At 52.7% G+C, this 25,787-nt stretch carries 19 protein-coding genes; 9 read left to right on the plus strand and 10 right to left on the minus strand.

Translation table 11 applies throughout. From position 1 onward, the window contains the following. From WHS88_07695 to WHS88_07705, 3 genes are read right to left on the minus strand one after another with little or no spacing between them, the layout of a single operon-like run. A complete protein-coding gene (locus tag WHS88_07695) occupies positions 1-1,455 on the minus strand; it encodes a lipopolysaccharide biosynthesis protein (protein ID MEJ5260055.1) in 1,455 nt (484 codons plus the stop codon). Next, positions 1,452-2,027 (minus strand): hypothetical protein, encoded by a 576-nt coding sequence (locus WHS88_07700; GenBank protein MEJ5260056.1) that lies wholly within the window; start codon positions 2,025-2,027, stop codon positions 1,452-1,454. The genes WHS88_07695 and WHS88_07700 overlap by 4 nt, the downstream gene beginning before the upstream one ends. A 47-nt stretch (positions 2,028-2,074) precedes the next feature. Next, the gene (locus tag WHS88_07705; protein ID MEJ5260057.1) at positions 2,075-3,220 is read right to left on the minus strand and encodes a DegT/DnrJ/EryC1/StrS family aminotransferase; all 1,146 of its coding nucleotides are present in this window, start codon (positions 3,218-3,220) and stop codon (positions 2,075-2,077) included. Positions 3,221-4,077: 857 nt separating this feature from the next. On the opposite strand from WHS88_07705, the gene WHS88_07710 reads away from it, so the two are divergent. After that, positions 4,078-7,290 carry a LamG-like jellyroll fold domain-containing protein gene (locus WHS88_07710; protein MEJ5260058.1) on the plus strand — a complete coding sequence of 1,071 codons (3,213 nt, stop codon included), beginning with the start codon at positions 4,078-4,080 and terminating at the stop codon, positions 7,288-7,290. Positions 7,291-7,335: 45 nt separating this feature from the next. Continuing rightward, positions 7,336-9,147, plus strand: coding sequence for a LamG-like jellyroll fold domain-containing protein (locus WHS88_07715; protein MEJ5260059.1), 1,812 nt, complete (start codon positions 7,336-7,338; stop codon positions 9,145-9,147). Here the strand turns inward: WHS88_07715 and WHS88_07720 are convergent. Beyond that, positions 9,136-9,816 carry an exosortase C-terminal domain/associated protein EpsI gene (locus WHS88_07720; GenBank protein MEJ5260060.1) on the minus strand — a complete coding sequence of 227 codons (681 nt, stop codon included), beginning with the start codon at positions 9,814-9,816 and terminating at the stop codon, positions 9,136-9,138. The two genes, WHS88_07715 and WHS88_07720, sit on opposite strands and share 12 nt — an antisense overlap. A 158-nt stretch (positions 9,817-9,974) precedes the next feature. Here WHS88_07720 and WHS88_07725 point away from each other — a divergent pair, with 158 nt between their 5' ends. The 6 genes from WHS88_07725 (at position 9,975) to WHS88_07750 (ending at position 15,932) form a co-directional block, all read left to right on the plus strand. After that, on the plus strand, positions 9,975-10,232 hold the full coding sequence (locus tag WHS88_07725; GenBank protein MEJ5260061.1) for an acyl carrier protein: 258 nt from the start codon (positions 9,975-9,977) through the stop codon (positions 10,230-10,232). Beyond that, positions 10,220-12,241, plus strand: a complete 2,022-nt coding sequence (gene asnB / locus WHS88_07730) for an asparagine synthase (glutamine-hydrolyzing) (protein ID MEJ5260062.1) — start codon at positions 10,220-10,222, stop codon at positions 12,239-12,241. The genes WHS88_07725 and asnB overlap by 13 nt, the downstream gene beginning before the upstream one ends. Beyond that, the gene (locus tag WHS88_07735) at positions 12,238-13,836 is read left to right on the plus strand and encodes a class I adenylate-forming enzyme family protein (protein ID MEJ5260063.1); all 1,599 of its coding nucleotides are present in this window, start codon (positions 12,238-12,240) and stop codon (positions 13,834-13,836) included. Before asnB ends, WHS88_07735 begins: the two co-directional genes overlap by 4 nt. Continuing rightward, positions 13,833-14,822 carry an NAD(+) synthase gene (gene nadE, locus WHS88_07740; protein ID MEJ5260064.1) on the plus strand — a complete coding sequence of 330 codons (990 nt, stop codon included), beginning with the start codon at positions 13,833-13,835 and terminating at the stop codon, positions 14,820-14,822. Before WHS88_07735 ends, nadE begins: the two co-directional genes overlap by 4 nt. A 12-nt stretch (positions 14,823-14,834) precedes the next feature. After that, positions 14,835-15,143, plus strand: a complete 309-nt coding sequence (locus tag WHS88_07745; protein ID MEJ5260065.1) for a DUF503 domain-containing protein — start codon at positions 14,835-14,837, stop codon at positions 15,141-15,143. Positions 15,144-15,221: 78 nt separating this feature from the next. Then, positions 15,222-15,932: an HAD family phosphatase gene (locus WHS88_07750; GenBank protein MEJ5260066.1), complete on the plus strand. Its 711-nt coding sequence runs from the start codon at positions 15,222-15,224 to the stop codon at positions 15,930-15,932. Positions 15,933-15,935: 3 nt separating this feature from the next. Here WHS88_07750 and WHS88_07755 read toward each other — a convergent pair whose 3' ends face one another. Continuing rightward, a complete protein-coding gene (locus tag WHS88_07755; GenBank protein MEJ5260067.1) occupies positions 15,936-16,475 on the minus strand; it encodes a YkgJ family cysteine cluster protein in 540 nt (179 codons plus the stop codon). A gap of 7 nt (positions 16,476-16,482) precedes the next feature. After that, positions 16,483-19,200, minus strand: a complete 2,718-nt coding sequence (gene alaS / locus WHS88_07760; GenBank protein MEJ5260068.1) for an alanine--tRNA ligase — start codon at positions 19,198-19,200, stop codon at positions 16,483-16,485. A gap of 169 nt (positions 19,201-19,369) precedes the next feature. On the opposite strand from alaS, the gene WHS88_07765 reads away from it, so the two are divergent. After that, the gene (locus tag WHS88_07765; protein MEJ5260069.1) at positions 19,370-21,382 is read left to right on the plus strand and encodes a tetratricopeptide repeat protein; all 2,013 of its coding nucleotides are present in this window, start codon (positions 19,370-19,372) and stop codon (positions 21,380-21,382) included. Here the strand turns inward: WHS88_07765 and recA are convergent. From recA to gltX, 4 genes are read right to left on the minus strand one after another with little or no spacing between them, the layout of a single operon-like run. Then, positions 21,377-22,447: a recombinase RecA gene (gene recA, locus WHS88_07770; protein MEJ5260070.1), complete on the minus strand. Its 1,071-nt coding sequence runs from the start codon at positions 22,445-22,447 to the stop codon at positions 21,377-21,379. The genes WHS88_07765 and recA overlap by 6 nt on opposite strands. 25 nt (positions 22,448-22,472) lie before the next feature. Next, positions 22,473-23,030: an RNA 2',3'-cyclic phosphodiesterase gene (gene thpR / locus WHS88_07775; GenBank protein ID MEJ5260071.1), complete on the minus strand. Its 558-nt coding sequence runs from the start codon at positions 23,028-23,030 to the stop codon at positions 22,473-22,475. Between the two features lie 27 nt (positions 23,031-23,057). Then, positions 23,058-23,963, minus strand: coding sequence for a PfkB family carbohydrate kinase (locus WHS88_07780; GenBank protein MEJ5260072.1), 906 nt, complete (start codon positions 23,961-23,963; stop codon positions 23,058-23,060). A 14-nt stretch (positions 23,964-23,977) separates the two neighbouring features. Next, positions 23,978-25,603: a glutamate--tRNA ligase gene (gene gltX / locus WHS88_07785; GenBank protein MEJ5260073.1), complete on the minus strand. Its 1,626-nt coding sequence runs from the start codon at positions 25,601-25,603 to the stop codon at positions 23,978-23,980. Positions 25,604-25,787 lie beyond the last annotated feature (184 nt).

A 25,787-nucleotide genomic window follows, 5' to 3' on the forward strand; every position in this document is an offset into this window, starting at 1 on the left:
TTAACCCCGCAGAGTCTGCAGGCGGCCGACAAGAATTCGCCGCAGCTCCAGATAAGCCTCCAGCCGTAAAACCTCCGACAATCCCAGATAAACCGCCGTTCCGACCGCAACTTGAAGCAGCAGCTGAACCGCCGGAGAGGAAATCGGCATCAGGCCGATCAGATAAACCGCCGCCGCCGCAATCAGAGCCGGATTCAGATAAGCGGACAGGTCCTGAATCTGTTCCCAAAAGGAATACCGAATGAGACTTTTGTTGAAATATCCGTTCAAATACAATCCCAGCAGGGAAACCACAATCTGCCCCAGAATAATCGCCGGAATCCCCCACCGCCAGGCAATCAGAAGATTCAGAACCACCAACCCCTTTTTCACCAGTTCAAGCCGCAAAAACAAGTCCGACCGCCCCAGGGCCTGAAGGACGTTCAGATTCAGCACGTGAAGGGGAAGCATCATCCCGACCAGGCTGAGCATCTTCAGATAAAGAATGCAGGGCGCCCATTTTTCCGTCAGCAGAACCAGAACAACCTGCCGGGCCGCCGCTCCCAGACTGAGCATCAGCGGAAAATGAATCAGGGCCGTAAACATCAGAGCTTTTTGAAGTCCCCTTTTGACCCGCTCGGGCTCTTTCTGAATGGTCGAAAAGACCGGAAAAGCAATCCGTCCCGCCACACTGCTGAGCGTAATCGAGGGCAGCTGCTGCAGATTGTCTGCACGGGTAAAATATCCCAGTTCCGCCGGCGGAAAAAGCCGGCCGATGACCACGTAGTAAAGATTGTCAAAGACCGCATTCAGAAAACCGGAACAGAGCAGCTTCCAGGCGTAGTGGAATAAATCCTTCAGAGAGCGCAGGCTGAACAGCCGGGAAGGCCGCCATGTACTGAAAACCCACAGAAAAACCGTTCGAAACAAGGCGGCACAGACCTGCTGGACCGCCAGACTCCAGACGCCGAAATTCAGAACCGCCAGGGTAATGCCGATTCCTCCGGACAGAATCACCGCCAGCAGCGAGACTTTCGTCTGCGTCTTGAAATCGATTGCTTTGACCAGCAGCGTACTCTGAATCAGACCGAAGGCATTGATAATCAGAATCAGCGACAAAAAGCGAAGCAGCGGCTTCAGAATCGGCTGCTGATAAAAAACCGCCACAGAAGGCGCCAAAAGACATAACAAACCGGCACACAGAAATCCGACCAGAATATTGAAGTAAAAAATGGAATTAATGTCGGTGTCGGTAATCTGCTGCCGCTGGATCAGGGCCGCTCCGAATCCGCTGTCCAGAAAAATCTGGGCCAGCGCCAGAAAAAACAGGAGCATCCCAATCAGGCCGAACTCTTCCGGCAGCAGAAGGCGGGCCAAAATCACCCCCACAACAAACTGCACGCCCCGCTGCCCGGTGATTTCCAGAAGACTCCACAGAGCCGCCCGATGGGTTTTGGACCGCAGCTCCGAGCTCATAGCGCTCCGCCCAGCGATTCCAGAAATTTTTTCTCCAGCTCCAGAACCCGCTGACTTCGGGGGCCTGTGACCCGTGCCGGATGGCCGCCGTAGGTTTTCCACGGCTGCGTGCTGCGAATCACCAGACTCAGGGCGCCAACCGCACTTCCTTCCGCCAGAGTCACTCCGGGGAGAATCACCGAACCGCAGCCGACCACCGTATGCTTCTGCAGAAGCACCTTGCCTGACCGGACATTTCGGAATTCATCGGGAATCATCGGCCCAATCATTCCGCGACCGCTGAAGTCATCGGAAACGGCAAAAATATTCACCCGGTGGGACAGACCGGAAAAATCCTCCAGTTCAATGCCGGCCGTGCCCGCAATCAGGGTTGTTCCGGCTCCAATGTGTATATAATTGCCGATTTTAATTTGTCCGCTTAAAATGCAGAAATCATCGATTCGCACATGACTGCCTATGCACATCAGCTCCGGACGGTAGAAATGCGCGTAGCGGCTGATGAATACATTTCGCCCGAGCTGCTGAAATCCGATGTCTTTTAATTCATCCGCCGTATAAAAACTGTTTTTCATGGGAATCCTCTGAAAAGCAACGGTTCTCTTCGGGGCAAAACCGTTTCTTACACCGAACTCTTGCGCTGTCCGGGAACCTGACGAATCAGCTCGCAAATCTTTTCCACATCCGACAAAGACAGCCCGCTGTAGATGGGCAGCGTCAGAATCCGTTCCGCCACACCGCGGGCCACGGTCAGCGGGTCACTTACGGAAACGGAACGATAGCAGGCAAAATCATTCAGCAAAGGATAAAAATAGCGGCGTGTGTACACATTGTATTGTTTGAGTGTCTGATACAAATCGTCCCGGCTGATGCCGTACTCCTCGGCATTGATTTCAATCGGCATATACGCATAGTTGTAAACCACTTCGTTCGGCAAAGGCGTCGGCAGTTTGATGCCGGGAACGTCCTTCAGGCAGTCGCAATAATGCCGATAAATCTGCCGGCGGGATGACACAATCTCCGGCATATGCCGCAGCACGATTTCGCCCATCAGGGCCTGAAATTCATTCATCTTGGCGTTGGTTCCGGGCATTACGACTTCGACTTCATTCTTGAAACCGAAATTTTTCAGATAATCGAACTTCTGCTTCAGACCAGGGTCCCGGAAAGTCAGCAGCCCGCCTTCAATGGAATGATACGGTTTCGTGGCGTGAAAGCTGAACATCGTCAGGTCCCCAAAGTGGGCAATCGAACGGCCGTTCACTTCGACCCCGAAGGCATGAGCCGCATCGTAAATCAGTGTCAGATTATGCCGGCGTGCAATATCCGCCAGGGCAATCACCTTACACGGATGGCCGTAAACGTGAACTGCCAGGATGGCCGTCGTCCAGGGGGTAATCGCCGCTTCCACCTTTTTGGGGTCGAGGGTGTAAAAGTCCGGCTCAATATCCACAAAAACCGGACGGATTTTATTCCAGTATAAAGCATGGGTGGTCGCCACAAAGGTAAACGGGGTCGTGATGACCTCCCCGCTGATCCCCATCCCCTGCAGGCCGATTTGCAGGGCCAGCGTTCCATTATTAAAAAGACACACATTCTCGGTATCAAAATATTCGATAAGTCTTCTCGTATATCGTTCGAGTACCGGCCCGTTGTTAGTCAGCCACTGATTGTCCCAGATTTCGCGCAGCCCGGCGGTGAATTCCGTCAGGTCAGGCAGGAACGGACGGGTTACATAAATCGGTTTTTCAAAGGGTTTAATCGTCAAGGGTTCCCTCCTTAGACATCGGGCGTCTGAATAGTTTAAAAAAGGACACGCCGGACAAATTATCTGAAAAGATGTGCTCTGACAACCGATTTTCCTGACACAGCAGAATGATGATAGACTCCGTCCCCGTCGGCTGCCGAAACCGTTTTCATCGCTCGCCCAATTCTTTATTTGAAGGGCGAGTTTATCGCCTTTTGAGCATTGTTCCCTAAATTTTTTGCATACCGAGATTTTTATTGTACAATCCCGGTCTAACGTTTCAATCAATCTACTTTATCGGCGATTTTAATCCGGCAGATTCACCTTGTCTGGGCTGCAAACTGCAAAACATTTAAACCGGACGAATAGATACCAAAAACAGAGATTTCACTTCCTTCTATAGTACTGAAAATAACCTCAAAAAGTCGGAATCTTTGGGGAAAACAGCAAACCTCTTTAATTTTCCATAAAAAATTTCAAGTCCGATAAATTCATTTGACGATAGGGAAAAATACTGATATAGTTCGGCAATCATATAATCGTTCAGCATTATATATATGTTTTTTTATCATAAGAAATGGGTAAGCCCTCCCGAATAGAAAGGGCGAATTTCCAATACCGGAAGGTTATTTTCAAAATCGCAATCATAGCGCCCTTCCGTTTCAATTATCGTTAGCGTGAATTCATTTCTACAGCCCTGCTTTTATCGGACAAGCAGCAGGGACGTTTTCTATCGTGGCCGGGTTTTCCAATATTTGTTAAGGTTTACTTGAGACAACAGTGAATTCGGCCGGAACGGGAAACGCTTCCGGGTCAAATTGCCAATCTTGGGGTTGTTTTAAGCTGAAACCGCCAACCTGTCCGAAAATGAAGAAGATATGAAAACGCTAATCACTCGAAACCGGCATCTGTTCATTTTTGTGCTTCCGATGCTCCTGACCCTCAACAGCCAGGCAGCCGTCGGAACCAACTGGATTGAACAATGGGGAATCACCTGGACCTTCGATAAGCCGATTTCCACAAATGGGGCTCCGGGAACTTACCGGTATGGAACATATGCCAACGGAGACTACTGGATTGTCGGCCCCGTAACTATCATCAGCATTACCCCTCTTTCCCAGGAAATCAACGGCCGAACCAAAAACGGCTCCATGATTAATCCTGTCCCCGGCCCCAATCAGGGGTATGACAGCGCCATGGCGGATTGGGCGGAAAAAAGTTACAGTGCTGCCCTGAATGTCGGTCTGAATGTCGGGGCGGGTGCCACCCTGACGGTCCAGCCGAATTCCTCGCTGGTCTCTACTATCAGCCATGATGCCGTCAGAGTGCCTCAAATCCGCACGGCCGCTGTTTTGACGGTCGTGCAGACCCCTCCTCCTGCCGGTGCCTTTCGCCCGCCTTATTGCGGAACCAACAAAACCAGTCTTTATACCGTCAGCAATCTGGATTACAGCAAGCTGGCCAGACTGACACCGGTTCCCGGTGCTCCCACTCTTGCCACAGCGGAAACCTGGTTCCAGAAGGTCTGGCTCGACCATAAAGGAACCTGGACGGGACGCTATCTGCATCCGTCCGACAATATGCCTGATTACGGACGGGATTTGGCTCATCAAACGACGGCGGCTGCTCTGATTCTGAATTTGAATTATACCAATGCCCAAAAAGAAACGCTTCTGATCCGGTATGTCCAGCTGGGAATCGACCTGTACGGCATTCTCAAAGCCGGCGGCTCGAAACTCTGGATCAACGACGGCGGACATATGAGCGGGCGCAAACTTCCCATTCTGTTTGCCGGAACCGTCCTGAACAATGACACGGAAATGAAAGCCATCGGAGCCAAAAGCGGACAATACCTCTATACAGCGCCCTACGGCCCTGGGAATCCCCCTGCGGATTACATCCATTTCGGCGAAGATGACCAGGTGTTCTATGTGTCGCAGGCCGATGTGAACGCCACCAACAGTCCCTCCTGGTCGCCTGATTCACGGGATGCAGAAAGGATTCCTTATTCCGCCGCCGATATCGGACTGCCCGAATGGGGCATCGTTCACGCAACCAATCCATACAAAAGCAATAAATACTGGCTGACGGCCTATCGGGAGACCGGCTGCACCTTCGTTGGTGCCGCTCTGGTCTGTCGAATCATGAATATCAAAGATGCCTGGAATCACCCTGCCTTCTTTGACTATACCGACCGTTATATGGATGTAATCAAAACCGGCGGGCCTTACGCCTATTTACAAACGGAAAGCGGTGCCGGTCCGAATGCCGTCGGTACGTTTGTTGTGAATATGTGGAATGCTTATCGAGCTGACTACGGTCCAATTTGGCCGGCAACAGGGCAGCCCGCCGCCTATACCCTGACAATCAGCGCAGCTAACGGCACGGTTTCTGTTTCTCCCAACAAAGCATCTTACACAAGCGGGGAGACGGTCACCCTGACAGCGGTACCTGCCTCCGGATATCTTTTCTCCGGATGGTCAGGAGATGCTTCCGGTTCCGCCAATCCGCTTGTTCTGACGATGAACGGGAACAAAACCGTCCAGGCCGCTTTCACTCCTTCAGCCATTTCTCTGGCTGCTCACTGGAAACTGGCGGAAACAGACGGAACCACAGCATTTGATTCCATCGGCAGTTACCACGGAACGCTGCGAAACGGACCTGTTTGGACGGACACAGAAGGATTATCCTTCAACAACAATAATGAGTATGTGGAAATTCCCGATTCTCCCGTCTTCTCTATGAACAGTCCGATGACGCTGTCGGCCTGGGTAAAGCTGCGGGGATACGACAACGACTGGCCGAAAGTTCTCATCAAACCCCATACGGCTTACGCAGACCCCTGGGAACTGTATGCCATCGATCTGGGGGAAAACGGAAATATGGTGCGGTTCCTGGTCAGTGACGGAACGGCAGGCGGACGATTTGCCATAGCCGCCGACGGCAGCACAACCCTGAATCTGAATGAGTGGTATCACATCGTCGGCACATACAACGGCTCTCAAATTGCTCTGTACCTGAACGGCAGACTCCTTGCCTCTGCGGCCGTCAACTTCCCCATCGGGACCAATTCGATGCCGCTGTGCCTGGGCGGGCGGATGGGCACGAATACCCTCAACGGCTGGTTAAGCGAAGTGCGAGTGTATTCCGGCGCCTTATCCGCCGAACAGATTCAAGAGCTGTATGCCGAGGGCCGTCCCAGGAGCGCCCCGGCCGTGATGACAGGACTTTGGCTCCTGGATGACTACGGTACGGAGAGCACCGCGGATGTCATCGGCAAGCGGCAAGCCGTCCTTGTCGGCAGGCCGAAATGGGGACGTTCCTGGGCGGAAGAGGATTATCTGCTCTTTGAGAACCGCAACCAGGCCCTGCAGATTCCTTCGGAGACCTTTACTCCTCAGGCGGGTACCATCTCGCTTTGGCTGGCTCCTTCCTCAGAAAGCGGGGCTCAGTATCTGCTCGGACACACCTTCAACAGCGGCAACCGGATTGCCTTGCTGACCATCAACGGCAAATTAGCCGTTAGTTTAGGCGATACCCCCCTTCTTCGGCAGAATATCGCCACACTCGAGAACAGCCGTATGGCCCATGTGGTTCTGACATGGAATGAGGGGCAATACGCCGTCTATCTGAATGGTCAGCAGAGAGCCGAGGGCACTTATAGCGGTCTTTCACAGCTGCGTTCCACCTTTGATGTCGGCAATTACGGAGACCCGGCTCTGCGAATCGTCGGCTTCCTGGGATTGATTGATGAAGTCCGCACGTACAATACCGCTCTGACAGAAAACGAGGTGCGCCGTCTTTATCAAACGTACCTTGTCAAGGAAAACCGCCGGCTGGCCTTTCAGGTCCAGGCCGCCGATGAAAATGGAAACAAGGTTCCCTATCGGGCTTCCAATCTCCCGAGCGGTGCTGTCTTTGACCCGAAAACACAGACATTTACCTGGAGGCCCTGGTACCGGCAGGCCGGTGAATACAACATCGAGTTCAATGCCGACGGCCTGCCCTCTGAAACGGTAACAGTCACCGTTCAGGAAGTCCAACTGCAGAACTGGTATCAGACCCTGCTGGAAAGCGCTGGTCTGCTGTAAAGAAATTTTCTAAACCGCCAAAACGTCTCAGCTGGAGTTGAGTGAATGAGAGTGATGAGTCTTTTGCTCCTCAGTTCGAATCTTATCGGACTGTCGGCAGCCTATGTCTGTCTTCCTTTTGACGGCTGTACCTGGGGGTTTTCCCCGAACGCTTTATCCATCGAACCCGGCTTCGTCCTCACTGACGCGGTGCTGACACTGACCAATGTTCGTCCTGTCAACAACTGTCTGAATCCTCTTTTGTCGGTTCGCCTTCTGGAAAACCCGGCTCAGGGATTCCTTGTTCAGACCGACCAGTCGCAGCCGAGTCAAACCTGCCTGCCGAATGCTCCCGCTCTCACGGCCGCGTGGCGGATGAACGAATACACAGGGACACAGGCGAACAATTCCTTTGCAGGCGGCAGTCCGGCGATATTTATCAACAATCCAGTGTGGGTCGAAGGTGAGGGGGTCTCTTTTTCGGGCAGTCAATATCTTCAAATCGATGACTCGGTGAATCTGTGCAGCCGAATGAATCTGGCAGTATCCCTCTGGTTTAAAATCCGCTCGCCTCGTCCCTACGGCAAACTGTTTATCAAGCCGTATGAAACCCGCTCTGACCCCTGGGAGCTGGCGGCCCTTGATTTGGGAGCAGACGGTCTGACACCTCGCTTTCTGCTCTCTGACGGCATCCCCGGCGGCCAGGATGCGGTCGCTTCTGCTGAAACGCATAAAATTCTCCTCAATCAATGGTATCATCTGCTGGGCACATTTGACGGAAGCCGGATTCAACTATGGCTGAACGGCAGCTGCATTGCTCAAAGCCCGGCCGATTTGACCATCGGCACCAATTCGATGCCCATCTGCATCGGCGGCCGACTGGGGCTGGATACGATTGACGGCATCATTCGAGATGTACGAATCTACAGCGGTCTGCCGACCAATCAGCCCCTGATATGGCTGTCCCCCTCCGATTTCTTCTCACCCCACGGGACTCTTCTGAAAACCTTCGATGCATCCGATATAAAGACAAACCGTCAGACATTGTCCTTTTCCCTTCAGCAAATTGATTCGCCGGATTCCTGGGTGTACACAATCTACCCGAGGCCTTTTGCTCTGGGGGCACCTTTGCGGACAATTCCAGTGCCCTTTTCTTCCGCCATGCTCGAATTGCTTGACACCGCCGGCAGAACCGAAAACTGGGGCATCGGAATCGATGCAGATGGTTTTTATTTCGACACGCTCACGCTGGTTCTGACAATCGAGCCCCTTGACGGCTCCCAGGCTCCGACATACCAGACATTTACCTATCGAAACATCCGGGCCCCGCTCATTCTTGCTCCTACTCTGATAACGGCTGAACCCCGCCAGCCGATTCTTTTCACCCTGACGGTGTTAGAACTGGACGGAAATCCCTATACGGTTTCCGTTCAGAATTTGCCCGCGGGTGCTGTCTTCGACAACGGCACATTCCGATGGACGCCCGCAGACAACCAGCTCGGCGACTGGGCCGTGGTTTTTACGGCAACCGATGGAGTAATGAGCAGCCAGCGTGCAGTGGTCATCAAAATTAAAGAACCGACACCGATTTTTACGCCGCTTGAAAATCAGACTGTCTATGAACTTCAGACCTTGACGCTTCCCGTCCAGGCTGTCAATCTGGCAGGACAGCCGGTCCCGATTACAGCCAATAACCTTCCAGTCGGTGCTGTATTTGATGGGAACGTGCTGGAATGGAAGCCGGCTTATGGGCAGGCAGGGACCTACACTGTTTCCTTTACGGCCTCCAATGAAATCCGACAGGAAACCATAACGGTTACCCTGACCGTCCTGCCCTATAAGCCTCCGGCGAAACCTAAAACCATTTTAATTCTTTGAGGAAGTCTGGGCCGACGGCATATAGGTCTCAATGAGTGGTGCCGCAAGAGCCGCAAACGACAAAGCGGATGTTGTGGAGGTAGAGACAACCTGAATCTGGGCAACATATCGGATTTGCTCCCGGGAAAAAGACGGGAAACGCCAGCGAAGCCCCGAAAAAACGCGATGATCATTTGTGGCCTGCCCATTGATTAAATAATAATTCAGGACAATTAACCGCGTCAAATCCGGCAGCGGCTTGCGAAACGTGTGGAGCAAAACCGGAATGACTTCTCCCTCCGCGGTCTGAATCTGCCTTTCTTCTATCTGTTCGAGATTCCAGCCGGCTCCGACATAACAGCGGTCCGGCCGATGCCCGAGCATCAAACGAGGCTGGCTTGTATAAGCAATATAAAAGTTTACAAAAGATTCCGTGCCTGGAATTCGATATACCCGATGGACATAATCGTCATTTCCGGCAACCTCCAACACTGTCTCGCTGAGCGGCTCGTCCTCCCCTTCCCACTTCTCAATTCGATAGGGAAATGTCGAAAGAGGAGCTGACGGCAGAAGCGGATCTTGTGCCAACGCATTCAAACGAATTGCCGCCTGTCGGTAGCCCAGCCCAGTAACCGCCAATAGCAGACACGCCGCCGACATCCAGCCCAAAAAATTCAGTTGCAGCTTCATACCGAATTGTTCGGTCATTTCATTTAAAAACTTTTCCTCTGGAGTTTTCTATCGGATAAACAGATAATAAGAATTGTAATGGAAATTCTACCAAAGATATATACTATTAATAAATTATTATTGATATTACAGAGGGCTATCTACAATCTGGATTAACAATGGCCACAACAAACAATTATCAAATACGACAATTTATCACCAATACTTTTCTTTTTGGAGACGACTCAAAACTCCAGAATGATACTTCTTTGACGGCCAATGGAATTATTGATTCCACCGGTATTCTGGAACTCATCAGCTTTCTGGAACAAACCTATCAGATCAAAGTCCACGACGAAGAACTCATCCCGGAAAATCTCGATACCCTGAACAATATTTCGCAGTTTTTAGAACGAAAGCTCTCATGTGCGGAATAACCGGCATTTGCGGTCTTGGCCGGCCGCTCTATCCATCTTCAGATGTTCTGCTGTCTATGATGGCGGCCATTGAGCATCGCGGCCCTGATGAGGCAGGGATGTATCTGGATGACTGGGCTGGATTGGGGCATTGCCGATTGAGCATCATCGACCTGTCCAGAGGAAGCCAGCCGATTCACAATGAAAACAAAACGCTCTGGATTCTCTTTAACGGAGAAATCTTCAACTACCCGGAACTTCGAAACGACCTGCTTGCCCGCGGTCATCGTTTTTATACGGAAACTGATACAGAAGTTCTGCTTCATCTGTACGAAGAGAAAGGGGCCTCATGTCTGGATGAATTGAACGGCCAGTTTGCTATGGCCGTCTGGGACAGCCGAAACAAAGAACTGTTCCTGGCCCGCGACCGAATCGGTATCCAGCCGCTTCATTATTATCAGGATGAAAACAGACTGCTCTTTGCCTCCGAAATCAAGTCGCTTTTTCAAGCACCGGACATGCCCAGACGTCTGGAGCCCAGAGTGCTGGACCAAATCTTTACCTTCTGGGCACCACTGCCCGGTCAAACCGTGTTTCAAAATGTCTTCGAACTTCCGCCCGGACATTATCTTTTTCTTCGAAACGGACAGGTAACCATACGCAGGTGGTGGGACGTACCGTTCGGGAAAACCGAACGAACAGATTTGCCCTTTCAGGAGCAGGTTGAAAAAGTGGATGCCATCCTGACCGATGCCGTTCGAATTCGTCTGCGGGCGGATGTTCCGGTCGGTTCTTATCTGAGCGGCGGGCTGGACTCCTCCGGCGTCACCGCCAAAATCGCCGGCAATTTCAATAACGCTCTGCGCACCTTTGGGATTCGATTTGAACACCCGGATTTTGACGAAGGCCCCTATCAGGACCTGATGGTTCGTCATCTGGGAGTCAACCATACTGAGACTTATGCCTCGAATAAAGATATTGGTCAGCATCTGTCGCGGATGATTTGGTATGCGGAGAAACCGCTGCTGAGAACAGCACCGGTCCCTCTGCTGCTTTTGTCTGAACAGGTTCGAACGAGCGGATTCAAGGTCGTTTTGACCGGTGAAGGAGCGGACGAGTTCTGGGGCGGCTACAACATCTACAAAGAAGCCAAACTCAGGCGCTTCTGGGCGCGTCAGCCGCAGTCCGCCCGTCGTCCCGCCTGCTTTCGCTACGTTTATCCCTATCTGTTCAAAGATGCCCGGCTTCCCCATACGATTCCTGCATTTTTTGGGAAACACTTTACCGAAACGGACAATCCTTTCTATTCCCACGAAATCCGCTGGCTGAATACCGCACGAATCAAAACCTTTTTCAGCCATCAGCTTCAGGACCAGCTCGCCTCCTACAGCTGTCTGGAGGAACTGCGGGCTTCTCTGCCGGAGAATTTCAGCCGCTGGGACCTCTTAAGCCGAGCCCAATATCTGGAAATCACTCTTTTTTTAAGCAATTATCTGCTGTCCTCTCAAGGGGACCGCCCGGCTATGGGAAATGCGCTGGAAATCAGGACCCCATTCCTTGACCATCGGATGATGGAAGAGTCCTGCCGTATTCCGCCTCGCTGGAAAATCTTCGGCCTTCGGGAAAAATTTCTTCTCAAAAAACTCTTCCAAACGAGTCTTCCAGAACCAATTGTATCTCGGTCCAAACACCCGTACCGGGCCCCTATTCGGGAAATTCTCTTTCAGGAAAATCCGTATCATGATGAGCTGCTGTCGGAAAAGACTCTTCGAGAATTCGGGCTTTTTGACCCTGAAAAAACTCAAAAGCTGCTCTCGGCTGTTCGTTTGGCTCAATATCCCAATGAAACCAACAATATGGCCCTGGTTGGGATTCTTTCTACTCAGATTCTATATGAACAATTTATCAAAAACTTTCCGTTCTATCCTCCCAAAAGACCAAAACGTCTAACCGTCTTTGATTATCGAACGGCTCCCTCAGCCCCAGTGTCCAAAACCAGCCATTGTTGTCCTGACAGGGTTCAAAAATGACCGCTAACAATTTCAAAGGCTTCCAGCTTGAACCGGTATTGCTGCATGAGTGGCTTCGAAGAACGGCCGTACAATATCCCGACAAGACCGCAATTGTGGACAGCGAGGGCCGCCATTCCTATCTGCAGCTTGAGCAGGAAAGCGACCGGCTGGCCCTGCATCTGCTTTCTCTGGGGCTGCCTTTTCAGGGCCGTGTCGCTATATTTTTAGACAATTGTTATGAGGCTGTTTTATCGATTTATGCGGTCCTGAAGGCAGGAGGGGTCTTTGTCCTTCTGAATCCGGCGCTAAAAGCGGCCAAACTCGCATATATCCTCGACAACTGCGATGCGGATTTTCTTATTTCTTCGACCTCACTTGCCCCTACGGTTCAGGACGCCCTCGGCCATGTTCAGCGGTCAATCGGCTGCATCTGGAAAAACGGCTCTGATATGCCCGGTTCCGGTGTGAAACCGTCCTGGAGCCTGGAAGTCCTTCTTGCCCAATCCCCCTCCTCCGACGTCCGTTTCCCTCGTCTGATTGAGCAGGACCTGGCCGCTCTGATTTACACCTCCGGCTCCACCGGCCAGCCCAAAGGGGTGATTTGCTCTCATCACAACATGGTCTCCGCCGCCAAGAGCATCATCCAGTATCTCGAAAATACACCCGATGACATCATTTTGAATGTGCTGCCGCTGTCGTTCGATTACGGGCTCTATCAGGTTCTGATGAGCATGATGTTCGGGGGCACGGTCGTTCTTGAAAAATCCTTTGTGTATTTCCATCAAATCCTTCAAAAAATCAAAGAGGAAAAAATCACAGGTTTTCCGCTGGTTCCCACGATTCTGGCTTTGATTCTGAACCGTCAGGACTTGTCTCATTACGACTTTTCCTCGATTCGCTACGTGAGCAACACCGGAGCGGCCCTGCCTGTCGAACATATCCGACAGTTTCGGGCGATGTTTCCGCAGATTCGATTCTATTCGATGTTCGGCCTGACCGAATGCAAACGGGTCGGCTATCTGCCGCCGGACCAGATTGACATCCGGCCTCAATCGGTCGGCAAGGCAATGCCCAACTGCCAGACGCGGATTGTCGATGAGCAGGGAAACGATGTCCCGTCCGGCCAGGTCGGTGAACTGATTGTCCGCGGCCCGAACGTAATGCAGGGATACTGGAAAGACCCCGAACTGACAGCTCGTGTCTATCGAACCGACCCTAAAACCGGACAGCGATGGCTTTACAGCGGAGACCTGTTCCGCTCAGACGAGGAGGGGTATCTCTACTTCCTCGGACGCAAGGATGATATGATTAAAACACGCGGAGAACGGGTCAGCCCCAAAGAGATTGAAAATGTCCTTTGCCAAATGCCGGGGATCGCCGAGGCCGCCGTCATCGGTTTGCCTGAGCCGGTTCTCGGTCAGGTTCCGGCGGCTTTTGTCGTCCTTCGCCCCGGTGTTTCGCTTGCCCCTTCGGAGATTCTGCAGTTTGCCGCCAACCATATGGAATCTTTTATGGTACCCAAACAGGTAACGATTCTGCCTTCACTGCCCAAAACTCCCAACGGCAAAGTGGACAAAAAATTTCTCAAAGCGATGCAGGAGCAGTCGGAATGAACGGTTTTGCTCAGGACCTTTTTCAGGTTCCCTGTGAACAGCTCGTGCAGACCATCACCCGGACGCTTCAGGCTTTTCTCCGGGAGCAGCTGAAGCGGACCGGCTATGTCGTAGCGCTGTCCGGAGGAATTGACAGTTCCGTTGCGGCCGCCCTTTGTGTCCGTGCGGTTGGAAAAGACCGGGTCTTCGGTCTGCTGATGCCGGAACGGGATTCCTCCGCAGACACGGTTCGCCTGAGCCGTTTGATTGCCGAGCATCTGAAAATTGATTATGCTGAGGAAAACATTACCCCTGTCCTGGAGGCCCTCGGCTGCTATGAACGCCGAAATCGGGCTGTTCGAGAAGTCATCCCGGAGTTCGGCGAAGACTGGAAATGCAAACTGCTGCTTCCATCGATTTTGAATCACAAGGCCGGGTTTCGCATTTTTTCCGTTCAGGTGCAGTCCCCGAAGGGGGAATGTCGGCAGGCCCGCCTGACCCCCGCCGCCTACCGCGGGATTGTGGCGGCGACCAATTTCAAACAGCGGGTCCGCAAAATGCTCGAGTATTATCACGCCGACCGACTGCATTACGCGGTGGCGGGCACCCCCAACCGTCTCGAATACGACCAGGGTTTTTTTGTCAAAGGCGGCGACGGGCTGGCGGATGTCAAGCCCATCGCTCATCTGTATAAAACACAGGTCTATGCCCTGGGCCGATATCTGGGAATTCCGGAAGAAATCTGCAGCCGCCCCCCCACGACGGATACCTATTCAATGCCTCAGAGTCAGGAAGAGTTTTATTTTTCGCTTCCGTATGATAAAATGGACCTATGCCTGTATGCATACAATCGTCGTATTGCACCGGAAGAAGCCGCACCTACTATCGGTCTGACGGCTGAACAGGTTCAGCGTGTTTATGAAGATATTGAACAAAAAAGAAAAACAACCCGTTATCTTCATCTGCCGCCCCTTTTGGTGGAATCGGTTTTTGAAGAATTGAAGTAATTTCAGAACGCTATGATTGTCGGCACAATGACCATTCCCATTCATCTGCACGGGCTTGGGTCCCTGAAGGACAAACGCCGGATTGTCAAGAGCATCATTGAGCGGCTTCGCAGCCGATTTAACGCCTCCGTTTCGGAAGTAGCGGCCCAAGACAGCAAACGAATCGCTCTGATTGGGATTGCCGTGGTTTCCAACGAGAGCCGCTTTGTCGAAGAGCAAATCGACCAAATCGCCGCTTTTATCCGGGAGGACGGCCGGTTTTTCCACGGCCCCATCCAGCGGGAAATCTTTTCCTCCCGCTACGACATCCCCCTTGTGTAAAAACAACTCAATCCTTGCATTTTTGCCCAAAGGACGATATGCTTCAATCTTTCGCCTGGAAATACCGGAGAAAAAAATATGCAGAATCGGCAATCCGCCCCGGAGTGGGGCGTTATTTTTGATTTAGACGGGACTATCACGCCAAACACCGCCTATCACCGGCAGGCGTGGTTCGAACTGTGCAAACGGTACAACATCCCGATGGACATGGAGCTGTATCACCAGAAAGTCCACGCCCGCAGCAACGATAAAATCGTTCCCAACCTCTTCGGACCGCAGGTGAGTGAGGCCTTTATCCGCAAAATTGAACACGAAAAGGAATCGCTTTATCGACAAATCTACAAACCTGTGATGAAACCGACATCTGGCTTGATGAAACTGCTGGAGCACCTTCGGTCCGCCGGCATTCCGTGCGGAACCGCCTCCAACTCGCCGAAAGATAACGTGGATTTTGTCCTCGACGGGCTGAATATCAGACCCTTTTTCCGGGCCGTTTTCTACCGGGACCACGTTCAGCACGGCAAACCTGACCCGGAAATCCTTTATAAAACGGCCGATGGACTGGGCCTGCCGCCGAAGCGGTGCATTCTTTTTGAAGATTCCTCGTCGGGCTTCAAGGCCGCCCGTGCGGCGGGCATGCCCTATATCGTCATCACGTCCGGCGGCGATCCGAATGAACTCCGGGAGGCCTTCGATGCTCAGGCCGTTTTCGAAGATTTCACAGGGATTACCGTAGAAACACTCAGACAAATAATTCAGAGATATTCGGCAGAGGCCCGCTCCGCCTGACGTTCAGAGCAGCTCCGCCAGTTTTTTTAAGGGAATTCGTGAATGGACGGTCAACGATTCGTCCCCGGCCTCTTGAAGAAAACGAAGGTGAATTTGACTGAGCCGTTCATTGAGCCGGTCTATCGGCAGAGTATTGTCCGGACCGAATGTAAGGCCTTTCTGTTCCCAATTTTGAAAGTTCTTCGGACAAAACGATACGGCGATTTCGGGTGTTTCCGCCGTTTCAATTTCGAAGGCAATCGGCAGTCCGTGCGTACGGCAAATCAGCGGACGAAACGGATAAATCTGACACAGCCCGTCTTTTAGAAAACCGCAAGACGCCGATTCGTTAAAAACCAGATGGGAATAATCGGCGGCACGCAGGTCTTCCAAAACGGTATAAAACTCCACCGGCCAGACTGACAGATTCTGACAGCAGTCTGTACACCCCGCCCGGCAAACAATCTCCCGGCCGTGAACCTCCGCCAGACGGGCTGCAATCGCATCCGCATCTTCTCGAAGACGCCGGTATTCTTCTGCGGCAGGTATTGTATCTTTCGGCATCAGCCCCCTACAGATTTTTGACGATGAATTCTTCGGCTTTTTGGAGGGCTTCCTGAATTTTCGACGGGTCTTTTCCGCCGGCCTGAGCCATCTGGGGTCTTCCGCCGCCGCCTCCGCCGACAATCGGAGCAATCTCTTTGACAATATCGCCCGCCTTCAGCCCTTTCTGAATCAAATCATCGGTCACCCCCGCCAGAAGCAGCACTTTGCTGTCTTCCTCCCTGACCGCCAGAACGACCGCCGCCGAACCAGCCTTTTTCTTGATGCTGTCAATGGCGGTCCGCAGCTGCTCGGCCGGTGCGGATGCAACCTCTCCCACCACGACGGCTGTCTTTCCAATGCGCCGGGCCTTTTCGAGCAAAGCCCCGGCCTCCGTCAGCGGGTCATTTCCGCCTCGAACCGCCCCGCTTTTCAGCTGTTTCTGCAGATTCTTGTTGTCCTCCAGCACCTTCTTGACCCGTGCGGAAATCTGTTCAGCAGGCGTCTTCAGTGTCTCCACCAGTTCATCCACAATTTGGCTCCGCCGCCGCAAATGCTCCATCAGCGCACGGCCCGTCAGGCCTGTAATTCTTCGCACCCCCGCGGAAATGCTTTCCTCTTTAAGGACCGCAAAGCCGCCGATGAGCCCTGTTCGCTCCACATGGGTGCCGCCGCAAAATTCCTTGCTGAACGCCTCGGAGAGCGTCTCGTTCGAACAAGCCCCAATCGCAATAACCCGTACCTGCTGTCCGTATTTCTCCCCAAACAGAGCCATCGCTCCTAATTGTTTGGCTTCCTCAATCGGAAGAACTGCCGTATAAACCGGATGGTCCTCCTCGATTTTCTGCTGAACGAGGTCCTCAATCTTTCGGATTTCTTCCTTCGTCAGGGCCTTCGGCCAGGTAAAATCGAACCGGAAATAGTCCGGGCAAACGAGGGAGCCCTGCTGATGCACGGAATCGCCGAGGACCTGCCGCAGGGCCCATTGCAGCAGGTGTGTAGCCGTATGATTCTTTCTGGACTGTCTGCGTCCGGCATCAACAACCGCCTTGACAGTCTGGCCGACCCGTAAAGTACCGGAGGAAACCTTCCCGCGATGAAGGACGCATTCGGACGCCTTTTCCGTCGTCTCCACCGCAAAGACTCCATCCGGCGATTCGAGCCGCCCGCAATCCCCGACCTGACCGCCGGACTCGGCATAAAAGCAGGTTCGGTCCAGAATCACGGCAATGTCTTCCTTTCCGGCGGGAATTGTCCCCTCCCGATGGTATCCTTCTGCATCAATCCAGCCGACAATCTGCGCCGTACACTGCTCGGTCTGGTATTTGAGCAAATCCTCTGTTGCGGGCAGCTGCACACCGCCCAGCAATGCTGTCAGCAAGCCGCCTTTTTGAGCCGCGCGGGCCATCGACCGCTGCTGCTCCATCAGCTGCTCAAAGCCCTGCGTATCGACCTTCAGCCCCTGTTCCCGGGCCATTAGTTCCGTCAAATCCAGCGGGAAGCCGTAGGTATCATACAGCCGGAAAGCATCTTCGCCGGAAATCGTTCGCTCCTTAGATTGGGAGGCCTTCTCGGCCGCCGCGGCAAACAGCTCCAGACCGCGGTCCAGCGTCCGTCCGAAAGAACTCTCTTCCGCCTCAATCACGCGGCTGACAAACTCTCGCCGCTGCCTCAATTCCGGGAAATGCCCCCCCATCGACTCCGCCAGGACATCCACCAGCTTATACAAAAACGGCTCGTGCAGGTCGAGGGTTCGTCCAAACCGTGCCGCCCGCCGCAGAATCCGACGAATCACATAACCGCGGCCTTCGTTGCTCGGCGTCACACCGTCTGCAATCGCAAACGTCAAGGTCCGGATGTGGTCGGCAATTACGCGGAACGCATTGTCCGTTTTCTTGCCCAGCTGGGACGTATATTGGATTTTGCACAGTTTTTCTGTCGCCTGTATCAGCGGCAGGAACAAGTCCGTATCATAATTGCTCCGCTTATTCTGCAGCACGGCCGTAATTCGCTCCAGCCCGGCTCCGGTATCGACATAATTGGCCCCCAGCCGCTCCAGTTTTCCGTCCGGCTTGCGGTTAAACTGAATAAACACCAGATTCCACAGCTCGATAAAGCGTGAGCAGCCGCCGTTGACCCGGCATTGATGCCCGGGTACCCCCTGCATATCACACCGGTCCGGCCCCAAATCAATATGAATTTCACTGCACGGCCCGCAGGGCCCGCTGGAGCCCATCTCCCAGAAATTGTCCTTTCGTCCGCAGAAGAGAATTCGCTCTTTCGGAAGGGGCGTTACCTTCGTCCACAAGGCCGCCGCCTCCTCATCCGGCTCGGACCCGTCCTCCCGGTCGCCCGCAAAGACCGTCGCCCAAAGACGGCCGGGGGCAATTCCGTAACCTTTCGTCAGCAGCTCCCAGGCCCATTCAATGGCTTCGGCCTTGAAATAATCATCAAACGACCAGTTGCCGAGCATCTCAAAGAACGTATGGTGATAGGTGTCCAGTCCTACTTCCTCCAGATCGTTGTGCTTGCCGCTGACCCGGATGCATTTCTGGCTGTTGACCGCCCGCCCGCAGTCCGGCTTGCGGAAGCCCAGAAAGATATCCTTAAACTGGTTCATCCCGGCATTGGTAAACAGCAGCGTATCATCTCCGACCGGCACCACCGGCCAGCTCGGGATAAACCGATGCCCCCGCTGCTCAAAAAACTCGATAAACGTCCTGCGAATCTCCGCCGAAGTCAACATAGTCTGTTTGATTCCAAAAAAAGTTTCCTGAAAACTGACTAAAATGAAACCTTTAATTATACCTTTCCTGTCCGAAATGTCCACTCAAAAACCTTTCTCCCCAAAACCCCTTTTCCCTTGACCGATATTTCCTTTCCATTAAGATTTTTTGGAAATCTGAGGGTACACAATGACTTCCGATAAAAAACCGTCACTATACTGGATGCTTCCTGCGGTTGTTTTGCTGATTGTTTTGGCCTTCGAACCCGTCCGTCACAATGATTTTATAGATTATGACGACTATGACTATATCGTAAAAAACCATCATATTCAGGGAGGACTAAATGCCCAGAGCATAGTATGGGCGTTCACTTCATTTTATATGTACAACTGGCACCCACTGACCTGGCTGAGCTATCTGCTGGACTTCGAACTATTCGGATTGAATCCGGTTGGTTATCATCTTCATAATGTTCTTCTGCATTGCGCTGCAACGGCACTCCTTTTTGTCATTTTGAATAGACTGCTCAAATCTCCTTGGAAAAGTTTTTTCATCTCTGCAGCCTTTGGTATTCATCCTCTCCGCGTCGAATCTGTCGCATGGGTTTCCGAAAGAAAAGATGTACTCAGCCTGTTCTTTTTTATGCTGACTCTTCTGTCATACATATATTATATCCAAAATAAGACTTGGAAAAAATACACCCTTGTTCTTTTCTGCTTTGCACTCGGATTGATGGCAAAACCCATGCTGGTTACCATGCCTGTTTTGCTTCTCGTGCTGGACTGGTGGCCGTTAAGACGTCTTTCTGCCGAACCCTCCTCTCTGCCCGTCTCCAAGAAAAATCCGTTCTTTTTTCCTTTGTCTTTGCTTTTGGAAAAACTTCCTCTTTTTCTCATGAGCGGCGGCTCTTCGATTGTCACTTACCTTGCTCAGAAGGAAGGAGGCAGTGTGTGGGCAATCCCTCTCTCATCGCGTTTTCTGAATGCCCTGAACAGCTACCGGATGTACATCAGCAAAATTTTCTGCCCGATTGATCTGGCAGTACCTTATCCCTACCCGACTGATTTTCCGATATCGTCCATAGGTCTTTCAGCATTTACCCTTTTGTTTATAACCGTCTGGAGCTTTCGAAAAACCGCCAAATATCCTTTTTTGCTGGCAGGATGGCTTTGGTACCTCATCACCCTTATTCCCGTTATTGGGATAATCCAGGTCGGCATACAAGCCATGGCGGATCGATACACATATCTTCCATCCATCGGCATTTTTCTGATGATCGTTTTCGGAGCCGATGAACTCACAAAAACATGGAAGCACCGCAAAGCGGTACTCGGACTTCTCGGCAGTATCGTCGTATTGGGAATGCTTGCTGCCACAAGGAATCAGATTTCGTATTGGAAAGACAGTGTTGTTTTCTACAAACACACTCTGGCAGTCACAGAAAATAATTACATAGCGGAGTCCAATCTCAGTCAGGTCCTGATGGAGCAAAACAGATTTTCAGAAGCGGAGGTTCATCTGACACGCGCCCTGCAACTGCGTTCGGATTCTCCGCTTGATAACTCAAACATGGCGCTGCTTCTTCTCCTGCAGAACCAGCCTGAAAAAGCCATGACGTTTGTTCATCGTGCTCTAAGTACAAAGCATAATATTGCAAAAGTTTACTACAATTGCGGCCTGATTTTTGAGCACTTTGAACAATTCGATATGGCCATGAATCTTTATAAACAAGCCGTCGAGTCCAAATCTGATTATCATCCTGCTTTTAATCGAATGGGATGCATCCGAGAAAAACAACAAAGGTACGAGGAAGCGTACAACTTCTATTCGAAGAGTATTCAGAACAATCCCAGATATGCGGAAGGGTACAAAAACCTTGCCTGGCTTTTGGCCGTCCATCCCGCTTTTGAGGACCGCGACCCGGCGGAAGCCGTTCGGTATGCCCAAAAAGCCTGCGAATTAACTCAATACAGCAAAGCCGAAATGCTGGATGTTCTGGCGGCGGCCTATGCAAACGCCCGCGACTTCGACAAAGCCGTTCAAACCGCCCAAAAGGCCGTTGAGCTGGCGAGAGCAGCCGGCCGAGAAAACCTCGCCGACGACATTATTCGCCGAAAAAATCTTTACGAAAACAAACTCCCCTTCCGAAAAACCCTGCCGACGGAAACCGTCGAGCCGCTTGCGGAACCGTCGTCTTTATGAGGGATTGGCTTGTTCGGCCATTCCTTTAACCTCCAGCACTTTGCCCTTTAATTCCTCCGCGAACTCCGGATTCTGCTCCAGATACAGCCGTGCATTGTCGCGGCCCTGCCCTACCTTCCTGTCCCCGTATAGATACCAGGCGCCGCTCTTGGTCAGCACCCCGCATTCGGCCGCCAAATCCAGCAAATCCCCCATCGCACAAATGCCCCGGTCAAACAGAATATCGAACTCCGCCGACTTGAAGGGAGCCGCCACCTTGTTTTTCACCACGCGAGCGCGTACCCGGTTTCCAATCGCCTCGCCTTTGGCATCCTTGAGCGTCTCCACCCGGCGAATATCCACGCGCACCGATGCATAAAACTTCAGGGCATTGCCGCCGGGCGTCGTCTCCGGGTTGCCGAACATCACCCCAATCTTCATCCGAATCTGGTTGATGAAAATCAGGCAGGTCTTGCTCTTGCTGATAGCACCGGTCAATTTCCGCAGGGCCTGGCTCATCAGCCGCGCCTGCAGACCCACATGGCTTTGCCCCATATCCCCCTGCAGTTCCGCCGCCGGCACCAGAGCCGCTACGGAATCAATCACGATAATATCGACCGCATTTGACTTTATCAGCATCTCCGCAATATCCAGCGCCTGCTCGCCGGTATCCGGCTGGCTGATGAGAAGCGAGGAAATATCCACGCCCAGCTTTTTGGCCCACGTCGGGTCGAGGGCATGCTCCGCATCAATAAACGCCGCCACTCCACCTGCCTTTTGGGCGTTGGCAATAGCATGAAGGGCCAGTGTGGTTTTTCCGGAGGATTCCGGTCCGAAAAACTCGATTACACGACCCCTCGGAATGCCGCCTCCGCCCAGCGCCAAATCCAGCGACAGCGCCCCGGTTGAAATGCCTTCAATCCGACGGGGGCTGCCGTCATCCATCTTCATAATGGAGCCCGCCCCGTACTGCTTTTCAATCTGAGCGATTGCCCGATCCAGTGCATCCGACTTTACAGTTGTTTTTTCGGGTGCTGCGGCGGTTTCTTTTTTCCCTGTCGTTTTTTTCTTTACTTCTTTGGCCATAGCATCATCCTCTTCTGCGTGTTTTTTATCCGTTTAAGTCATATTTTCCTGCAGGCGTATAAATCGGCCCTCCCGCCGACAGCTGACTTTCGTAAACCACTACCTGGTCAATCCACACATCTCCGAAACTGGAAGACGGCTGTGTCCGAACAGCCCGCTCAACCAATCCCCCTGCCTTTGGGTCTTTGATGCGGGCCAGGGTTAAATGAGCACTGAACCCCTTTTCCTCCCGCGGCCAGCCGGCTTCTTCAAAGGTCTTTTCGATATCCGCCGCCAGGGCCGCCAATTTCTCCGACTCCAGTACGCCGACCCACAGCACACGAGGCGGCTTGCCGAACGTGCCGATTCCCTGTACCCGTATCTCAAACGGGGAATGCCGCCGGGCGGCTTCCTGGGTCAGCCGACAGACCTGCGGAACATCCCGATCCGGCACCTCGCCCAAAAACTTCAGGGTCAGATGAATCAGGTCCGGATTCACCCATTTTACACTCGGTCCCGAAAGGGTCTGCCGCAGCTGCTTCTGCACAGAAGCCAGCTGTCCGCGAACCTGCTCATCCACATCTACCGCAATAAAAAGCCGCATAGCGAGTCCTGTCGGGGCAGGAGGAATCTAAAACTGCGTCACCTTCCGCATAAAATCGAACCGCTCGTCTATCATTTCCCGCGTCGCCGAACGAATCCCGTAAATTGAAAAATCCCCGATGGTGAAAGACGCCACCACCGTGCCATAGACAATTGCGTTGCGAAGCGAGATGACATCGACCCGGTCCGACTGGGCCAGGTAGCCCATCATCCCGCCGGCAAAGGAGTCTCCCGCTCCGGTGGGGTCAATCACTACCGGCGTCGGATAAGCCGGCAGAATGAAACAATCCCCGTCGCGTGTGTACATCATTGAGCCGTGTTCGCCCTTCTTAATCACCACAAATCGGGGGCCCATTTCGAGGATTCGCTTGGCCGCCGTAATCAGATTCTGCTGGCCCGTCAAAAGACGTGCTTCCCCATCGTTGAGAATCAGCATATCAATCCGGTCCAGCAGCTCTTTCAAATCATCATTGGCCGTGACAATCCAGTGATTCATCGTATCCGCCGCCACAAACGCCGGACTGCCCAATTGGCTGAGCAGTTCCATCTGAAGGGCCGGCGCCGTATTGGCCAAAAAGACATACTCACAATCCAGATAGCTGTCCGGAATCCGCGGCGGGGCTTCGGCCAGCACATTCAGCTCCACCGACTCCGTACGGGCCTCATTCATATCACCCTGATAGGAACCGCACCAGCGGAACGTCTTGCTGCCTTTGCGGATTTCCAGCCCCGTCAAATCCACCCGACGTCCCTGGAAGATTTCCTTCAAATCAAACGGAAAGTCCTCGCCGACTACACCGAGGAACTTGACATCCGTAAAAATCCCTGCCCCCATCGCAAAATGGACCGCCGAGCCGCCGATACAGTCTTCATTGTATCCGAACGGCGTCCGTACCGTATCAATTCCAACCGAACCGGTCACCAGCAATGACATTGCATTCCCTTTCTTTACGCATGGCCGAAAAGATGAATCGCTCGTTCAATTCGTTTCAACGTCCTCTCCAGCCCCAGAAGTTTGACGGCATCAAAAATAGGCGGACTTATGGTTGTTCCCGTAATGGCCACCCGAAGCGGCTGAGCAACCTTGCCCAGACCGGCCTGTTTTTCCTCCGCCAGATTCCGCAGCATCACTTCCAGCGATTCGGCCGTAAACTCTTTCAGTTCCCGGAGCCGCTGAGCAATCGTTTTCAGAATATCGGCCGTCCCTTCTTTCTGCAACACCTTTTTGACCGCTTCAGGGTCATAAGCAACCGCCTCATCCGGGATAAAAGCAAAGCGGCATTTCTCCTCAATCTGAGCCAGTGTCCGGGCCCCTTCATTAATCCGAATCAGATGCTCCAGGATCGCATCATCCGCCGCTGCAACGGGCGAACCGGTCGCCTCCAGAAAGACCCGAAAATGACGCACCAGCGTCTTCAGCGGCACCCGTTTGATGTGCTCCGTATTAAAGGCCAGCAGTTTCTTGCGGTCGAACAGACTGTTGGACTTGTTCAGGCGGCTCAGGTCAAAGGCCTCAATCAATTCCTGCCGGTCCATAATCTCCTGCCGGCCGGCTGGACTCCACCCGAGCAGGGCCAGGAAATTGACCATCGTTTCCGGCAGATAGCCGCTCTTGAGAAAATCCACCACGTTAATTTCCGGCAGGTGCACCCCCAGAAACGCCGCCATCGCATCGATGGCCGGCATATCCGGCATTTTCTCCCCTGCCAAGAACGAATCCAGCTCCTGTCGGCTTAGACCGGCGGCCTTGGCCAATGCGTCCAAATCGACCTCTTTTTTCTCCTGAATCGCTTTCCGGAGTGCTTCGGGCCTTTCCCGCTTGGACAGTTTGCCCCCGCTTTCACTGACGGTAACGGACATATGCAGGTATGCCGGTGTTCGAAAGCCCAGTGCCCGCTGCAGCAGAAGATGATTCGGGGTATTCATCAGGTGCTCCTGCCCGCGAATGACATGCGTGACCCCCATCAATTCATCATCCACCACTACCGCCAGATGATAGGTCGGGAAACCATCCGATTTTAAGATGACAAAATCCCCGATTTCCGCCGGATTGAACACCACATCCCCCCGAAGCAAATCCCGGACCACAATCGGCTCCGTCTCCGTCACCGCAAGCCGCACCGTAACGGGACGTCCCTGGGCACGTGCTTTTTGGGCTTCTTCCGGTTCCGGAAAAAGCGCCGGCCGCGGGTACAAAAAGACCTGCTTTTTGGCCTCGGCCTCTCGACGAAGCCGTTCAATCTCCTCCGGCGTATCAAAACAGTAGTAGGCCTTCTTTTCTTCTATCAGCTTTCGGACGTAATGCTGATAAATCTCCAGGCGCTGCGACTGAAAATACGGTCCGTTCGGCCCCCCGACTTCCGGGCCTTCATCCCAGTCAATTCCCAGCCAGCGCAAATCCGCCAAAACCTGCTGGGTCGCAGTGGGTGTATTGCGCTTCAGGTCGGTATCCTCGATGCGCAGCAGAAATTTGCCGCCGCTTTTTCGGGCCAAAAGCCAGTTAAACAGCGCCGTTCGAGCTCCGCCGATATGCAGATACCCCGTCGGCGAGGGAGCAAACCGTGTTACAATCATAAAAACCTCTCATAAGTTTCGGAAAACCCGACAAGATAGGTCAATCTCTCTGCAAAGTCAAGAAGTCTCTGTTCAGCAATGAAAACACTTGATGCTGAAGCCAATTTCTGAAACTTTTTATTGAAAATGCCGAAAGATAGTTTAGTTTATCCTTCTATTAGTCAAAGTAATAAATAAGAAGGCC

It is taken from the genome of Anaerohalosphaeraceae bacterium (genome assembly GCA_037479115.1).
Taxonomy (GTDB): domain Bacteria; phylum Planctomycetota; class Phycisphaerae; order Sedimentisphaerales; family Anaerohalosphaeraceae; genus JAHDQI01.

Excerpts from the sequence above, each read along its gene's own strand:
- gltX (MEJ5260073.1), bottom strand. The coding sequence starts at position 25,603 with ATGATTGTAACACGGTTTGCTCCCTCGCCGACGGGGTATCTGCATATC.
- asnB (MEJ5260062.1), top strand. The coding sequence starts at position 10,220 with ATGTGCGGAATAACCGGCATTTGCGGTCTTGGCCGGCCGCTCTATCCA.
- nadE (MEJ5260064.1), top strand. The coding sequence starts at position 13,833 with ATGAACGGTTTTGCTCAGGACCTTTTTCAGGTTCCCTGTGAACAGCTC.
- WHS88_07755 (MEJ5260067.1), bottom strand. The coding sequence starts at position 16,475 with ATGCCGAAAGATACAATACCTGCCGCAGAAGAATACCGGCGTCTTCGA.
- thpR (MEJ5260071.1), bottom strand. The coding sequence starts at position 23,030 with ATGCGGCTTTTTATTGCGGTAGATGTGGATGAGCAGGTTCGCGGACAG.
- WHS88_07750 (MEJ5260066.1), top strand. The coding sequence starts at position 15,222 with ATGCAGAATCGGCAATCCGCCCCGGAGTGGGGCGTTATTTTTGATTTA.
- WHS88_07715 (MEJ5260059.1), top strand. The coding sequence starts at position 7,336 with ATGAGAGTGATGAGTCTTTTGCTCCTCAGTTCGAATCTTATCGGACTG.
- WHS88_07725 (MEJ5260061.1), top strand. The coding sequence starts at position 9,975 with ATGGCCACAACAAACAATTATCAAATACGACAATTTATCACCAATACT.
- WHS88_07710 (MEJ5260058.1), top strand. The coding sequence starts at position 4,078 with ATGAAAACGCTAATCACTCGAAACCGGCATCTGTTCATTTTTGTGCTT.
- alaS (MEJ5260068.1), bottom strand. The coding sequence starts at position 19,200 with ATGTTGACTTCGGCGGAGATTCGCAGGACGTTTATCGAGTTTTTTGAG.
- WHS88_07745 (MEJ5260065.1), top strand. The coding sequence starts at position 14,835 with ATGATTGTCGGCACAATGACCATTCCCATTCATCTGCACGGGCTTGGG.
- WHS88_07720 (MEJ5260060.1), bottom strand. The coding sequence starts at position 9,816 with ATGAAGCTGCAACTGAATTTTTTGGGCTGGATGTCGGCGGCGTGTCTG.
- WHS88_07765 (MEJ5260069.1), top strand. The coding sequence starts at position 19,370 with ATGACTTCCGATAAAAAACCGTCACTATACTGGATGCTTCCTGCGGTT.
- WHS88_07695 (MEJ5260055.1), bottom strand. The coding sequence starts at position 1,455 with ATGAGCTCGGAGCTGCGGTCCAAAACCCATCGGGCGGCTCTGTGGAGT.
- WHS88_07735 (MEJ5260063.1), top strand. The coding sequence starts at position 12,238 with ATGACCGCTAACAATTTCAAAGGCTTCCAGCTTGAACCGGTATTGCTG.
- recA (MEJ5260070.1), bottom strand. The coding sequence starts at position 22,447 with ATGGCCAAAGAAGTAAAGAAAAAAACGACAGGGAAAAAAGAAACCGCC.
- WHS88_07780 (MEJ5260072.1), bottom strand. The coding sequence starts at position 23,963 with ATGTCATTGCTGGTGACCGGTTCGGTTGGAATTGATACGGTACGGACG.
- WHS88_07700 (MEJ5260056.1), bottom strand. The coding sequence starts at position 2,027 with ATGAAAAACAGTTTTTATACGGCGGATGAATTAAAAGACATCGGATTT.